The organism is Pseudomonas alkylphenolica (assembly GCF_016009175.1).
Classification (GTDB): Bacteria; Pseudomonadota; Gammaproteobacteria; order Pseudomonadales; family Pseudomonadaceae; genus Aquipseudomonas; species Aquipseudomonas alkylphenolica_B.
The window spans coordinates 116636-130547 of record NZ_JADUCM010000005.1 but is presented as its reverse complement, the minus strand read 5'-3'; the positions used below and the strand labels follow the sequence as shown (position 1 = coordinate 130547).

The 13912-nt window shown below is 60.7% G+C and carries 12 protein-coding genes; 9 read left to right on the top strand and 3 right to left on the bottom strand.

Features of this window, described 5'->3' with window-relative positions:
• Positions 1 to 6 precede the first annotated feature (6 nt).
• Together I5S59_RS07570 and I5S59_RS07565 are read left to right on the top strand one after the other, a co-directional pair.
• Positions 7 to 2493: a circularly permuted type 2 ATP-grasp protein gene (locus I5S59_RS07570; protein WP_197876086.1), complete on the top strand. Its 2487-nt coding sequence runs from the start codon at positions 7 to 9 to the stop codon at positions 2491 to 2493.
• Positions 2493 to 3395 (top strand): transglutaminase family protein, encoded by a 903-nt coding sequence (locus I5S59_RS07565; protein WP_197876085.1) that lies wholly within the window; start codon positions 2493 to 2495, stop codon positions 3393 to 3395. Before I5S59_RS07570 ends, I5S59_RS07565 begins: the two co-directional genes overlap by 1 nt.
• Here the strand turns inward: I5S59_RS07565 and I5S59_RS07560 are convergent.
• Complete coding sequence (locus I5S59_RS07560) at positions 3392 to 3979, bottom strand: TIGR00730 family Rossman fold protein (protein ID WP_128321533.1); 588 nt, start codon at positions 3977 to 3979, stop codon at positions 3392 to 3394. The genes I5S59_RS07565 and I5S59_RS07560 overlap by 4 nt on opposite strands.
• Before the next feature lie 366 nt (positions 3980 to 4345).
• Here I5S59_RS07560 and azu point away from each other — a divergent pair, with 366 nt between their 5' ends.
• Positions 4346 to 4792 (top strand): azurin, encoded by a 447-nt coding sequence (azu, locus tag I5S59_RS07555; protein ID WP_128321532.1) that lies wholly within the window; start codon positions 4346 to 4348, stop codon positions 4790 to 4792.
• Between the two features lie 68 nt (positions 4793 to 4860).
• Here azu and nadE read toward each other — a convergent pair whose 3' ends face one another.
• Both nadE and pncB read right to left on the bottom strand, forming a co-directional pair.
• On the bottom strand, positions 4861 to 5688 hold the full coding sequence (nadE, locus tag I5S59_RS07550; RefSeq protein ID WP_197876084.1) for an ammonia-dependent NAD(+) synthetase: 828 nt from the start codon (positions 5686 to 5688) through the stop codon (positions 4861 to 4863).
• Positions 5689 to 5691: 3 nt separating this feature from the next.
• Positions 5692 to 6894: a nicotinate phosphoribosyltransferase gene (pncB, locus tag I5S59_RS07545; RefSeq protein ID WP_197876083.1), complete on the bottom strand. Its 1203-nt coding sequence runs from the start codon at positions 6892 to 6894 to the stop codon at positions 5692 to 5694.
• Between the two features lie 468 nt (positions 6895 to 7362).
• Between pncB and I5S59_RS07540 the strand changes: the two genes are divergently transcribed.
• From I5S59_RS07540 to I5S59_RS07515, 6 genes are all read left to right on the top strand, one after another.
• Entirely contained in the window at positions 7363 to 8499 is a 1137-nt protein-coding gene (locus I5S59_RS07540; RefSeq protein ID WP_197876082.1) for a branched-chain amino acid ABC transporter substrate-binding protein, read from the top strand.
• Positions 8500 to 8658: 159 nt separating this feature from the next.
• Complete coding sequence (locus I5S59_RS07535; protein WP_128321528.1) at positions 8659 to 9573, top strand: ABC transporter permease subunit; 915 nt, start codon at positions 8659 to 8661, stop codon at positions 9571 to 9573.
• 2 nt (positions 9574 to 9575) lie between these two features.
• Entirely contained in the window at positions 9576 to 10859 is a 1284-nt protein-coding gene (livM, locus tag I5S59_RS07530; protein ID WP_197876081.1) for a high-affinity branched-chain amino acid ABC transporter permease LivM, read from the top strand.
• A complete protein-coding gene (locus I5S59_RS07525; protein WP_128321526.1) occupies positions 10856 to 11731 on the top strand; it encodes an ABC transporter ATP-binding protein in 876 nt (291 codons plus the stop codon). The genes livM and I5S59_RS07525 overlap by 4 nt, the downstream gene beginning before the upstream one ends.
• Positions 11728 to 12444 (top strand): ABC transporter ATP-binding protein, encoded by a 717-nt coding sequence (locus I5S59_RS07520; protein WP_128321525.1) that lies wholly within the window; start codon positions 11728 to 11730, stop codon positions 12442 to 12444. The genes I5S59_RS07525 and I5S59_RS07520 overlap by 4 nt, the downstream gene beginning before the upstream one ends.
• A 674-nt stretch (positions 12445 to 13118) precedes the next feature.
• Entirely contained in the window at positions 13119 to 13886 is a 768-nt protein-coding gene (locus I5S59_RS07515) for an SDR family oxidoreductase (protein WP_197876080.1), read from the top strand.
• The last annotated feature ends 26 nt before the right edge of the window (positions 13887 to 13912 follow it).

Here is a 13912-nt window from a genome sequence, read left to right as displayed (position 1 = left end):
CTTGCCATGCCCGATCTGTTTGATGCCTGCCCGGTGAGCCCGGGGACCTATCATGAAATGTTCGAGGGCCAGGGGCAGGTACGCGAGCATTGGCAGCAGGTGTACGCATACCTGCAACGCAGCGGCCGGGCGCAACTGGCCCAGCGACAGGCGTCGCTGACCCGCCAACTGCAGGAAAACGGTGTGACATACAACGTCTACGCCGACCCCAAGGGGGCTGACCGGCCCTGGGAACTGGACCTGCTGCCGCACCTGTTACCTGCCTGCGAATGGCAGCAACTCGCCGCTGGCATTGCCCAGCGGGCGCGCTTGCTCAATGCCGTGCTGGCCGACATCTACGGGCCACAACAATTGATCAGCGAGGGGCTGCTGCCAGCCGAACTGGTCTATGGGCATAACAACTTCCTGTGGCCGTGCCAGGGCATCAGCCCGCCCGATGGCACCTTTCTGCATGTGTATGCGGTGGACCTGGCGCGTGCGCCAGACGGGCGCTGGTGGGTGACGGCAGATCGTACCCAGGCACCTTCCGGCGCAGGCTATGCACTGGAGAACCGCACCATCGCTTCGCGGGCGCTGCCCGAGTTGTACCGCGACCTGAAGGTGCAGCACCTGGCGGGTTTTTTTCGTACCTTGCAGCAGACGCTGGTGCGCCTGGCACCCGGTGAAAGCGATTCGCCGCTGGTGGTAGTGCTGACCCCGGGGCGATTCAATGAGAGCTATTTTGAGCACTTGTACCTGGCACGCCAGCTGGGCTATCCGCTGGTAGAGGGCTGTGACCTGACAGTGCGTGATGCCACGGTGTACCTGAAGACCCTCAGTGGTCTGCGTCGTGTCCACGCGATCATGCGGCGTCTGGATGACGATTTTTGCGACCCGCTGGAGCTGCGTACCGATTCGGCCCTGGGAGTGCCAGGCCTGCTGGATGCCGTCCGTCAGGGCCGGGTGCTGGTGGCCAACGCGCTAGGCACTGGTGTGCTGGAATCGCCTGGATTGCTGGGCTTTCTGCCGGCCATCAACCAGCGCCTGTTCGGTGAAGAGCTGAGTCTGCCGTCGATCGCCACCTGGTGGTGCGGTGAGCCTGCGGTCATGGCGCGGGCGCTGGCGCAATTGCCTCAGCTTCTGGTCAAGCCGGCGTTTCCTTCGCAGAGCTTCAGCGCGGTGTTCGGCCGCGATCTGGACAGCGCCGGGCGCCAGGCTCTGGCGGAGCGGATTCAGGCACGGCCGTATGCCTACGTCGCGCAGGAGCTGGCGCAGTTATCCCAGGCGCCGGTATGGCAGCAGGAGCAGGGTCAGTTGCAATCGCGGGCCATTGGCATGCGTGTGTATGCCGTAGCCTCGGCCGCGGGCTACCGGGTGCTCCCGGGCGGCCTGACACGGGTCGCCGCCCTCGCCGACGCCGAGGTGGTGTCGATGCAGCGCGGCGGTGCCAGCAAAGACACCTGGGTGTTGGCCGACACGGCGCCCAGTGGTGAGCAATGGCGCACCCAGCATACGCTCGGGGTGGCGGACCTGATCCGCAAGGACCCCTACCTGCCGTCGCGGGTGGTGGAAAACCTGTTCTGGTTCGGGCGCTATTGCGAACGCTGTGATGCCAGCGCGCGTTTGCTGCGGATCATCCTCACCCGTTACCTCGATGGTGATGACCCCTTGGCCTTGCAGGCGGCAGTGACTCTGGCCGATGAACTGTCGTTGCTGCCAGAGGAGGGTACGCTGCCCGAGCGCGTGCGCGCGGCGCTGGCGGACAGCGACTGGGCCTTCAGCCTGCGGGCCAACCTGCAGCGTCTGCAATGGGCGGCATCACAGGTTCGTGGCAAGCTTTCGCGAGAAAACTGGCAGGCGCTGGTGGAGTTGCAGAACGAGTCGCGGAGCCTGGAAAATCAAACGGCGGACTTTGGCGAGCAGGTCGATGTGCTCAATCGCCTGGTGATGTCCATGGCCGCACTGTCCGGCTTTGCCCTGGACGACATGACCCGCGACGATGGCTGGCGCTTCTTGATGATCGGCCGCCGTATCGAGCGCTTGCAGTCCTTGTGCAGCAGCCTCGCGGTCTACCTGAGGGGGCCAACGGTGTCCGATCAGGCCGGGCTGGAATGGCTGCTGGAGCTGGGTAACAGCAGCATCACCTACCGCTCGCGCTACCTGGCGGTTGCGCAGTTGATACCGGTGCTGGATTTGCTCCTGCTGGACGAACAAAACCCGCATGCCGTGCTATTCCAGCTCAATCTGCTGGTGCGTGCTTACCGGCGCCTCAGCAAAGAATTTGCCAGCAGCCCGGAGCCTGCACTGGCGCTCTTGGCCGATCGGCTCAAGCACTTCGACTTGCGCAGCCTGGAAGACTCGCTGTTCGGCAGCGCCAGTGTTCGCGCGGTACTGACCGGGCTGGCGGATCTGTTGCAGTCCATTGCCACGGCCAGCGGCGAGATTTCCGAGCGTCTGGCGCTGCGTCATTTCGCTCATGTCGACGATGTCAGCCAACAAACGGTGTCCGTGTGATGAGCGCGCATTACCAGGTTATTCACGACACCCACTATCGCTACGACAGCCCGGTGTCGCTGGCCCAGCAACTGGCGCACCTGTGGCCGCGGCCCTGTGCCTGGCAGCGCTGCAGTGAGCAGGTCCTGCAGATCAGCCCGACACCTACCCAACGGCGTGATGAGTGGGATGTGTTCGGCAACCCGCTGACGCGTCTTGCCTTCGAGCGCCAGCATGAGCAGTTGCAGGTGGTGGCACGTTTGCAGATTGAAGTGCTGCCCCGCGCCGAGCCGCAATTCAGCGCTTCTCCCCCCTGGGAGCAGGTGCGCGATGCCCTGACATATGCCAGCCAGCCCCTGAGCGGTGAGCTTTTGCAGGCTTGTCGCTACCGATTCGAATCGCCCTATGTGCACCTGAAACAGCGCTTCGTGGCCTTCAGCGAGTCGTGCTTTGCAGCGGGGCAGCCGATGCTGCTCGGGGTGCAGGCGCTGATGGAAAAGATCTTCAGGGAATTCACTTTCGATGCCACGGCGACCCAGGTTGCAACGCCCTTGGTGGAGGTGCTGGAGCGCCGCCGTGGTGTGTGCCAGGACTTTGCCCACCTGATGCTCGCCTGCCTGCGCTCGCGTGGGCTGGCAGCTCGCTACGTCAGTGGCTATTTGCTGACCCGGCCGCCACCGGGTCAGCCGCGGTTGGTGGGGGCTGATGCCTCGCATGCCTGGATCTCGGTGTTTTGCCCGACCCAAGGCTGGGTCGATTTCGACCCCACCAACAACCTGCGCCCGGCACTGGAGCACATCACCTTGGCCTGGGGCCGGGACTTCTCCGATGTATCGCCGCTGCGCGGGGTGATCCTCGGTGGCGGCAGCCATGACCCGGAGGTGCAGGTCACGGTGATGCCGCTGGATGAATGCCAGGTTTAGTCAGGCTTTTTGTCGACCCACTTGGGCAGCACCGGGGCTTCGAAGCTGTCCATGGCGTCGAGCAATTCGTCGGGGGTGGTGGCCAGCGCCAGCATGGCGCGGTGCTGCGGACGCACGAAGCCTTCTTCCACCACATGGTCGAGGAAGTCGCCGAGTTTGCTGTAGAAGCCGTTCACGTCGAGCAGGCCCAACGGCTTGGCGTGGTAGCCGAGCTGGCCCCAGGTCCATACCTCGAACAGCTCTTCCAGGGTACCCAGGCCGCCAGGCAGGGCGACGAAGGCGTCGCTCAGCTCTGCCATGCGTGCTTTGCGTGCGTGCATACCGTCGACGACTTCCAGGCGAGTCAGGCCGGTGTGGCCGATTTCGGCATTTTTCAGCGCTTCGGGGATGATCCCGATCACTTCACCACCGGCCGCCATGGCGGCGTCGGCAACGATGCCCATCAGGCCGACTGCACCGCCGCCATAGACCAGGGTCAGGCCGCGCTGGGCGATGGCCTGGCCGAGGGCGATGGCCGCCTCGCGGTAGGCCGGGTTGACGCCGGTGCTGGCGCCGCAAAATACACACACTGAACGTACTGGCATCACTTTTCTCCGGTTACAAACGTACACAGAGTAAGGTGCTGGCCAGTCACTTCCAAGACGGCACTGTTTTGTAAACACTACTATTCTGGTCGGGCGAATTCGCAAATCGCGCCGCTGGCACCGCAGGCGTAGGCGGCGAGCAAGCTGTTCATCAAGCTACCGAAGGACATGATCAATGACTCCTGAATGAGAGGTTGTCTCATCGTCTAACAATGGCGCATGATGTTCACTTAGGATTTGTGTATACAATCCATAGAACAAATTTACTGCCTGGCCTCGTATCCGGCGTTTGACCCACATCATGGGTGTGCTTCACGGTTTCAGGCAGTCTGCAAACTGATAAAAACCCTGTCATGGAGATTCACGATGTTTGCCAAAGTTGTAGCAGTATCCTTGCTGACTCTCGCCACCACTCAGGTATTTGCTGCCGAGTGTAAGGTTACCGTCGATTCCACCGACCAGATGTCCTTCAACACCAAGGCCATCGAAATCGACAAGAGCTGCAAGACGTTCACTGTTGAGCTGACCCACTCCGGTTCGTTGCCGAAGAACGTCATGGGCCACAACCTGGTGATCAGCAAGGAAGCGGACATGCAGCCGATCGCGACCGATGGCCTGAGCGCCGGTATCGAGAAGGATTACCTGAAGGAAGGTGACGCGCGCGTGATTGCTCACACCAAAGTGATCGGCGCCAAGGAAACCGCTTCGGTGACTTTCGATGTTTCCAAGCTGGATGCCAACGAGAAATACGGCTTCTTCTGCTCGTTCCCAGGCCACATCTCGATGATGAAAGGCACTGTTACCCTGAAGTAATGGTGTAGCTGGCCATCGCCAGCAAGCCGGCTCCTACAGTAGGAGCCGGCTTGCCGGCGATTTCGGCTTCAAGGCGCGAACGGCATCTCGCGTTTGTGCTGGGTCTTCTCGTAAGTCCGCTTGATGATCTCGAACGCCTCCTCGCTGACCGGCTCGCCGTGCAGGAAGGCATCGATCTGCGCGTAGCTCACGCCATGGGATGCTTCGTCAGGCTTGCCCGGTGCCAGGTCCTCCAGGTCCGCGGTCGGCACTTTCTCTACCAGTGACTCCGGTGCGCCAAAGCTGCGCGCGATGGCGCGTACCTGGTTTTTCACCAGGCCGCTCAGGGGCGCCAGGTCGCAGGAACCGTCACCAAATTTGGTAAAGAACCCCATCACTGCTTCGGCGGCATGGTCAGTACCGATCACCAGGCCCTGACGGGCGCCGGCGATGGTGTACTGCGCGACCATGCGCATGCGTGCCTTGGTATTGCCCACCACGAAGTCGACCATCGTCGGTGAACCGCCTTCCAGCGCCTTGACCTCGGCGGCCAGGGCGCGTACGGCCGGGGCGATATCCACCGTATGGACTTCGTCAGCCTTGATCACGTCCAGGCAGGCCTGGGCGTCGTGCTCATCCTGTTGAACCTGGTAGGGCAGGCGCACGGCGATAAAGCAGTAAGCCGGATCGCCGGTTTCGCTGCGCAACTCGTTGATCGCCCGCTGCGCCATCAGCGCCGCGGTCAACGAGTCGACGCCACCACTGATGCCCAGCACCAGGGTTTTTAGCCGGGCGTTGTTCAGGCACTGCTTGATGAACGCCACGCGCCGGTTCACTTCGGCATCGAGCGCGGCACGGTCGGCGAACGGCGGCTGGACCTTGAGTGCTTGCGCAATTTCTCGCTGGGCGGCTTGCATGAATTACTCCTTGGACACTTTGAAGACGTGGCGCAGGTACGCAACGAAGTTTTCGTCACGGCATTGGGTCTTGGCCGCCTCGTCGGAAATCTTGGCGACAGGCTGGCCGTTGCAGTCGGTCATTTTAAGCACGATGCTCATCGGCGCCACCCCGGGTATGTCGCAGGTCAGGTTGGTACCGATGCCGAAGCTGACGTTGATGCGCCCGCGCAAGGCACGGAAGATCTCCAGTGACTTGGTCAGGTTCAGGCCATCGGAGAACACCAGCGTCTTGGTCATCGGGTCGATTCCCAGCTTGCGGTAATGAGCGATGGCCTTTTCTGCCCACTGCACCGGGTCACCCGAGTCATGGCGCAAGCCATCAAACAGCTTGGCGAAGAACAGGTCGAAGTCGCCGAGAAACGCATCCATGGTGATGCAGTCGGTCAAGGCGATACCGAGCAGCCCGCGGTACTCGCGGACCCAGCAGTCGAGCGCGGCAATCTGGCTGTCGATCAGCCGTGGGCCGAGTTGCTGGTGGGCCATGATCCATTCATGGGCCATGGTGCCCAAAGGCTTGATATCCAGTTTTCGTGCCAGGTGCACGTTGCTGGTGCCGACGAAACGCGCCGGGAAATCGTCTTTGAGCACCCGCACCACTTCTTCCTGCACTTTGTAGGAAAAGCGTCGGCGTGTGCCGAAGTCGGCCACCTGCAACTCTGCCAGTTCATCACTGCTGGCATGGGCTTTGAGCCAGTCGAACTTGCGGTAGAGCTGGTCGCGGGCTTCGCTGAGTTTGACCTGTGGATAGCGATGGCGGTTGCGCACTTCGCTGATGATCGCCAGCAGCGGTACTTCAAAGAGGATCACGTGCAGCCAGGGGCCGCGTATGCGCAGGTACAGCTGATCGTTTTCGATGCCCAGGTGCAGGTAGCGCAGGTTGAAGCGGAACAGGCCGAGAAAACGCAGAAAGTCTGGCTTGATGAAATTGATCTGTTCCAGAAAGCCCAATTGGCCATTAGCCAGGCTCAGTTCGCAGAGGTTGTCGATCTGTTCGCGAATCTGCGCCAGATAGGGGCGCAGGTCTTCGCCATTGCGGCAGCGAAACTCCCATTCGACATCGACGTTGGGGTAGTTGTGCAGCACCGCCTGCATCATGCTCAGCTTGTAGAAGTCAGTGTCGAGCAGGTTTTGCACGATGCGATCGGCGAAGGCGCTCTCGCTCATAAGGGGCTCCGTAGGGGGCGCGCGCCATTAATTGCCAGCAACGACGCACAGACATTGCCATTGTGCCAGCCTTTTCCCGCAGGTGGGCGGGCGAGCTGCGGGTACATCCGTAGCAGCGTGCGGGGGCGGCGCTTTCGTCGGTCAGCGGCTAGCCTGTATTGGTGCTCGCTGTAGCAGTCGCGCACCAACGATGTGCAGTTCGGTTACGCATCCTGTTACAGGCGGGTTGCACGTAACCACTTGGCGAGGTTGCAATGATGGCACTTTATGGTTGCTCTTTTTTCTCGATTGGGTGGCGCTTGCCTTGCGGCAGACGGTTGCACAGCCAGTAAAAAAAGGACGCGGCCAGGGCCCTGGCAACTTCTTCAGGTGTTTTTCAAGAATAAAAATCCAATGGCACGCCCCTTGCTCAGAGCTATTGCTGAAAGTTGTAGTGCCAACCAAAAAAACACCAAGGAGCACCACCTCATGTCGCAGACGTTTTACAAGAAAGGCTTTCTGGCCCTTGCCGTAGCTACGGCGCTGGGTGTTTCTTCGTATGTTCAGGCCGACATCAAGATCGGTGTAGCAGGCCCGATGACCGGTGCCAACGCAGCGTTTGGCGAGCAGTACATGAAAGGTGCCCAGGCGGCGGCAGACAAGATCAACGCCGCAGGCGGGATCAACGGCGAGAAGATCGTGCTGGTCAAAGGTGACGACGCCTGCGAGCCCAAGCAGGCCGTAGCCGTGGCCAACCGACTGGTTGACCAGGACAAGGTCGCCGGTGTGGTCGGGCATTTCTGCTCGTCCAACACCATCCCGGCCTCAGAGGTGTATGACGAGGCGGGCGTCATTGCCATCACCCCGGGTTCGACCAACCCGCAGGTTACCGAGCGCGGCCTGAGTGCCATGTTCCGTATGTGCGGGCGTGACGACCAGCAGGGCATCGTTGCCGGCGACTACATCGTCGACGTGCTCAAAGGCAAAAAAGTGGTTGTGCTGCACGACAAGGACACCTATGGCCAAGGCCTGGCCGATGCCACCAAAGCGCAACTGGCCAAGCGCGGCGTGACCCCGGTGCTGTACGAAGGCCTGACCCGTGGCGAGAAGGACTTCAGCGCCGTGGTGACCAAGATTCGCGGTGCCGGTGCCGACGTCGTCTACTTCGGTGGTCTGCACCCGGAAGCCGGTCCACTGGTCCGGCAGCTGCGTGAGGCGGGCCTGAAAGACGTCAAGTTCATGTCCGATGACGGCGTTGTCACCGACGAACTGGTCACCACCGCCGGTGGTGCGCAGTACGTTGATGGCGTGTACATGACCTTCGGAGCCGACCCGCGCCTGCTGCCCGACAGCAAGGCGGTGGTAGAGGAATTCCGCAAAGCAGGCACCGAACCGGAAGGCTACACCTTGTATGCCTACGCATCGGTCGAGGCCCTGGCTGCCGCCTTCAATGGCTCCAAGTCGAACAAGGGCGAAGACGCTGCCAAGTGGCTCAAGGCCAATCCGGTGAAAACCGTGATGGGCGAGAAGAAGTGGGACAGCAAGGGCGACCTGACGGTCTCCGACTACGTGGTCTACCAGTGGGACAAGGACGGCAAGTACCACCAACTGGAAAAACAAAAATAACAACGGTAACCGACCCGGGCCTTGGCCCGGGTCGCTACCCGGTTTTGCGCCGTACCTGTCTTTTCTCGTAGATCTGCACAAACCTGCGCTGCGAGGGCCGCTTCATCCGGGCTCACCGTAGTCGGCGCTTGTGCAATCTCAAATACGTGAGATTGCGTTATGGATGGTATTTTTCTGCAGCAACTGGTCAACGGGCTGACCCTTGGGTCTGTCTATGGCCTGATCGCCATCGGCTACACAATGGTCTATGGCATTATCGGCATGATCAACTTCGCGCACGGCGAGGTGTATATGATTTCCGCTTACCTGGCGGCGATCAGTCTGGCATTGCTGGCTTACTTCGGTATCGAATCCTTCCCGCTGCTGATGCTCGGGACGCTGATCTTCACGGTTGTGGTGACAGGCGTTTATGGCTGGACCATCGAACGTATCGCCTACAAACCCCTGCGTAACTCCACCCGCCTGGCACCGCTGATCAGTGCCATCGGTATCTCGCTGATCCTGCAGAACTATGCGCAGATCAGCCAGGGTGCACGCCAGCAAGGCATTCCGACCCTGCTTGAAGGCGCCTGGCGCGTCGAAGTAGGTAGCGGTTTCGTCCAGCTGACCTACACCAAAATCTTCATTCTGGTCGCCGCGTTCGTCGGCATGGCCGCGCTGACCTACATCATCAAGTTCACCAAACTGGGGCGCATGTGCCGTGCAACCCAGCAGGATCGCAAGATGGCCTCGATCCTCGGTATCAACACCGACCGGGTGATTTCCTATGTGTTCGTTATCGGTGCCGTCATGGCGGCGTTGGCGGGCGTGTTGATCACCATGAACTACGGTACGTTCGACTTCTATGCCGGTTTCATCATCGGCATCAAAGCCTTCACCGCAGCGGTATTGGGTGGCATCGGCTCGTTGCCGGGCGCCATGCTCGGCGGGATCATCCTCGGCATCTCCGAATCGCTGTTCTCCGGGTTGATCAACTCCGACTACAAAGACGTGTTCAGTTTCTCCCTGCTGGTGCTGATTCTGATCTTCCGTCCCCAAGGCCTGCTGGGTCGCCCACTCGTGGCGAAGGTGTAAGTATGTCTGCTGCCAAATCCACTTCATTCGATCTCAAACGCAGCCTGATCGACACGATTCTCGCCGGGCTGATTTCCCTGATTGTCTTCGGGCCTATCGTCGGCGTGGTGCTCGACGGGTACAGCTTCAACATGGAACCGACCCGTGTGTCCTGGCTGGTCGCCGGGGTCATGGCCGGGCGCTTTTTACTCAGCCTGTTCCTGCAGACACCCAAGGGGCAGTCGATCCTCCAGGGCTTCGAGGGCAGCGGTTCCGGCGTGCATGTGCTGGCACCAGACTACAAGTCGCGGCTGCGCTGGATCATCCCGGCGCTGATCGTCATCGCCATTGTCTTTCCGTTCTTCGCCAACAAATACCTGCTGACCGTGGTCATCCTCGGCCTGATCTACGTGTTGCTGGGCCTGGGCCTGAACATCGTGGTGGGCCTGGCCGGTTTGCTCGACCTTGGCTACGTGGCGTTCTATGCCATTGGTGCCTACGGCCTGGCGCTGGGTTACCAGTACCTGGGGCTGGGGTTCTGGACGGTGTTGCCGCTGGCGGCCATCGCCGCGGCACTGGCCGGTTGCATACTGGGCTTTCCGGTGCTGAGGATGCACGGTGACTACCTGGCGATCGTGACCCTGGGCTTTGGTGAAATCATCCGCCTGGTGCTCAACAACTGGCTGTCGTTCACCGGCGGCCCGAACGGCATGCCGGTCCCTTCGCCGACCTTCATGGGCCTGGAGTTCGGGCGCCGGGCCAAAGACGGGGGCGTACCGTTCCACGAGTTCTTCGGCATCGATTACAACCCTAACGTGAAGTTCCTGTTCATCTACATCGTGCTGTTCCTCGTGGTGTTGGCGGTGCTCTACATCAAGCACCGGCTGACCCGCATGCCGGTCGGCCGCGCCTGGGAAGCGCTGCGTGAAGACGAGATCGCCTGCCGCTCGATGGGCCTCAACCACGTGCTGGTGAAACTCTCGGCGTTCACCCTCGGGGCGTCTACTGCGGGCCTTGCCGGGGTGTTTTTTGCCAGCTACCAGGGGTTCGTCAACCCGTCCTCGTTCACCTTCTTCGAATCGGCGCTGATCCTTGCGATCGTGGTGCTGGGCGGGATGGGATCGACCGTCGGGGTGGTGATCGCCGCATTCGTGCTGACCGTGGCCCCGGAGCTGCTGCGCAGTTTCTCCGAATACCGGGTGCTGCTGTTCGGCGTGCTGATGGTGTTGATGATGATCTGGAGACCGCGCGGCCTGATTCGCATCAGCCGTACCGGTGTAGTTCCGCGTAAAGGAGTGGCGCCATGAGCGATGACGTGATTCTTTCAGTCGATAACCTGATGATGCATTTTGGCGGGATCAAGGCGCTCAGCGATGTCAGCCTCAAGGTCAAACGCAATTCCATCTTCGCCCTGATCGGCCCCAACGGCGCCGGCAAGACCACGGTGTTCAACTGCCTGACCGGCTTCTACAAGGCCAGTGGCGGCAAGATCGAACTGAACATGCGCGGTACCCGTACCAACGTGATCCAGTTGCTGGGCGAGCGTTTCCGCCTGGGCGACTTCGTTTCACCCAAGCGCTTTATCAACCGTATGCACTACAAAATGTTCGGCGGTACCCACCTGGTCAACCGTGCCGGTCTGGCGCGCACGTTCCAGAACATTCGCCTGTTCAGGGAAATGTCGGTGGTGGAGAACCTGCTGGTGGCCCAGCACATGTGGGTCAACCGCAATCTGCTGGCCGGCGTGCTCAACACCAAGGCCTACCGCAAGGCCGAAAGCGATGCCCTCGACCATGCCTTCTACTGGCTGGAAGTGGTCGATCTGGTGGACTGCGCCAACCGCCTGGCCGGCGAGCTGTCCTACGGCCAGCAGCGTCGTCTGGAGATTGCCCGGGCCATGTGCACACGGCCCAAAATCATTTGCCTGGACGAGCCGGCAGCCGGCCTCAACCCGCAGGAAACCGAAGCCCTGAGCAAGATGATCCGGGTACTTCGCGACGAGCACGACATTACCGTCGTGCTGATCGAACATGACATGGGCATGGTGATGAGTATTTCCGACCATATTGTGGTGCTCGACCACGGCAACGTGATCGCCGAAGGCGCCCCGCAGGACATCCGTCACAACCCGACCGTGATCGCCGCCTACCTGGGTGCTGACGAAGAGGAGCTGGTATGAGTGCACCCATCCTCGAAATGAAAGAGATCGACGTGTTCTACGGGCCGATCCAGGCGTTGAAGAAGGTCTCGCTGCACATCGATGAAGGTGAAACGGTGAGCCTGATCGGCTCCAACGGCGCCGGCAAGTCGACCCTGCTGATGTCGATCTTCGGTCAGCCGCGGGCGGCCAGCGGGCAGATTGTCTATCGCGGTACCGACATTACCCACAAGTCGTCCCATTACATCGCCTCCAACGGCATCGCCCAGTCGCCCGAAGGGCGTCGGGTGTTCCCGGACATGTCGGTGGAAGAGAACCTGATGATGGGCACCATCCCCATTGGCGACAAGTTTGCCAGCGAAGACATGCAGCGCATGTTTGACCTGTTCCCGCGGCTCAAGGAACGGCGCAATCAGCGAGCCATGACCATGTCGGGGGGGGAGCAGCAGATGCTGGCGATTGCCCGGGCGTTGATGAGCCGGCCCAAGCTGTTGCTGCTCGACGAGCCGTCACTGGGCCTGGCGCCGATTGTGGTCAAGCAGATCTTCGCCACCTTGCGTGAACTGGCCCAGACCGGCATGACCATCTTTCTGGTGGAACAGAACGCCAACCATGCGCTCAAGCTCTCGGATCGCGCCTATGTAATGGTCAACGGCCAGATCCGCCTGACCGGTACCGGGCAGGAGCTGCTGGTCAACGATGAAGTACGTAACGCCTACCTGGGCGGGCATTGATCCGGCCTGAGTGAAAGCGCCCTGCACAGCAGGGCGTTTTTTTGTCCAGCCTTTTGTGGACAACCTTGCGCGCACCTCCTTCCAGACGCGACACAAAGTCGCTGCAAGCCGATGATTTCCTGAGTGTTCAAGTTGTCCACCATGGGTGTGGAACCGGCTGTGGGTAACTTGGTGGCACCTTGCTGAGAGCCTTTGTTTACAAGGCTTTCAGCTTTGTGGTTGTTTTTTGATCAAGCGTTCATAAAAGAATTTCAGCGGCTGTTGTCAAGTCTTTTATGGCCAGTGCAACCGGGCATCAAAGTAGGTGCAAAGGCTGTGGATAAGTCTGTGGGCAAGCATTGGAAAGAACGCTGAAAGTGCCGTGCTGACGGGCCTTGGGCCATCACTGAAATCATCGCCCTGGAAGGTCGGGGCAGGCTGAGGTCAGCCGACAGTCCCGCAGTCAAGAAAAATACTTGCCAATCCGGGGTTTAGCAGTTGTTCAGCGGGTTTCAAGTTGCCCCCAGACTGTGTGCAATAGCCTGTGGATAAGGTGAGCAAAGCTTTCTCCAGCCCTTATGGATCAAGGTGTTGGTGGGATTGATTGTTTTTTGTACAGCGCATGTGTACTTGCTGGCACGGTTGCTGGCGGGCATGCTGCTGATCTGTGATTTCGACCTTGCAAGGAGTACCCGATGACTTCCACTGTTTTCATCACTGGCGCGACCTCAGGCTTCGGCGAAGCTTGTGCCCGTCGATTTGCCGAGGCCGGCTGGTCCCTGGTGCTGACCGGTCGCCGTCAGGAGCGCCTGGACGCGCTGTGTGAAGAACTGTCGAAAAAGACTGAAGTTCATGGCCTGGTGCTCGATGTGCGTGACCGCAAGGCTATGGAGGCGGCGGTTGCCGGCCTGCCGCCGTCGTTCGCCAAACTGCGCGGCCTGATCAACAACGCGGGCCTGGCGCTGGGGGCCGACCCGGCGCCCAAGTGCGACCTGGACGACTGGGAAACCATGGTCGACACCAACATCAAGGGCCTGATGTACAGCACCCGCCTGCTGTTGCCACGGCTGATCGCCCATGGTCGTGGCGCGACCATTCTCAACGTGGGTTCGGTGGCGGGTAACTATCCGTATCCAGGCAGCCATGTGTATGGCGGCACCAAAGCCTTCGTCGGCCAGTTCTCCCTGAGCCTGCGCTGCGACCTGCAAGGCACTGGCGTGCGGGTGAGCAACATTGAACCGGGCTTGTGCGAAAGCGAGTTTTCGCTGGTGCGTTTCGGTGGCGACCAGGCGCGCTATGACGCCACTTACGCCGGTGCCGAGGCGATCCAGCCGCAGGACATTGCCGAGACCATTTTCTGGATCATGAACCAGCCGGCGCACATCAACATCAACAGCCTTGAGCTGATGCCGGTAAGTCAGGCGTGGGCAGGGTTTTCGATCGACCGTTCCGGCAAGGCCTGAGGCCTGATCGCCGGCGTGCCGGCGAT

Bases quoted from the DNA above. Each gene is read 5' to 3' on its own strand.
- I5S59_RS07535 (WP_128321528.1), top strand. From the start codon at position 8,659: ATGGATGGTATTTTTCTGCAGCAACTGGTCAACGGGCTGACCCTTGGG.
- pncB (WP_197876083.1), bottom strand. From the start codon at position 6,894: ATGAGCGAGAGCGCCTTCGCCGATCGCATCGTGCAAAACCTGCTCGAC.
- I5S59_RS07515 (WP_197876080.1), top strand. From the start codon at position 13,119: ATGACTTCCACTGTTTTCATCACTGGCGCGACCTCAGGCTTCGGCGAA.
- azu (WP_128321532.1), top strand. From the start codon at position 4,346: ATGTTTGCCAAAGTTGTAGCAGTATCCTTGCTGACTCTCGCCACCACT.
- I5S59_RS07520 (WP_128321525.1), top strand. From the start codon at position 11,728: ATGAGTGCACCCATCCTCGAAATGAAAGAGATCGACGTGTTCTACGGG.
- I5S59_RS07560 (WP_128321533.1), bottom strand. From the start codon at position 3,979: ATGCCAGTACGTTCAGTGTGTGTATTTTGCGGCGCCAGCACCGGCGTC.
- livM (WP_197876081.1), top strand. From the start codon at position 9,576: ATGTCTGCTGCCAAATCCACTTCATTCGATCTCAAACGCAGCCTGATC.
- I5S59_RS07570 (WP_197876086.1), top strand. From the start codon at position 7: ATGCCCGATCTGTTTGATGCCTGCCCGGTGAGCCCGGGGACCTATCAT.
- nadE (WP_197876084.1), bottom strand. From the start codon at position 5,688: ATGCAAGCCGCCCAGCGAGAAATTGCGCAAGCACTCAAGGTCCAGCCG.
- I5S59_RS07565 (WP_197876085.1), top strand. From the start codon at position 2,493: ATGAGCGCGCATTACCAGGTTATTCACGACACCCACTATCGCTACGAC.
- I5S59_RS07525 (WP_128321526.1), top strand. From the start codon at position 10,856: ATGAGCGATGACGTGATTCTTTCAGTCGATAACCTGATGATGCATTTT.
- I5S59_RS07540 (WP_197876082.1), top strand. From the start codon at position 7,363: ATGTCGCAGACGTTTTACAAGAAAGGCTTTCTGGCCCTTGCCGTAGCT.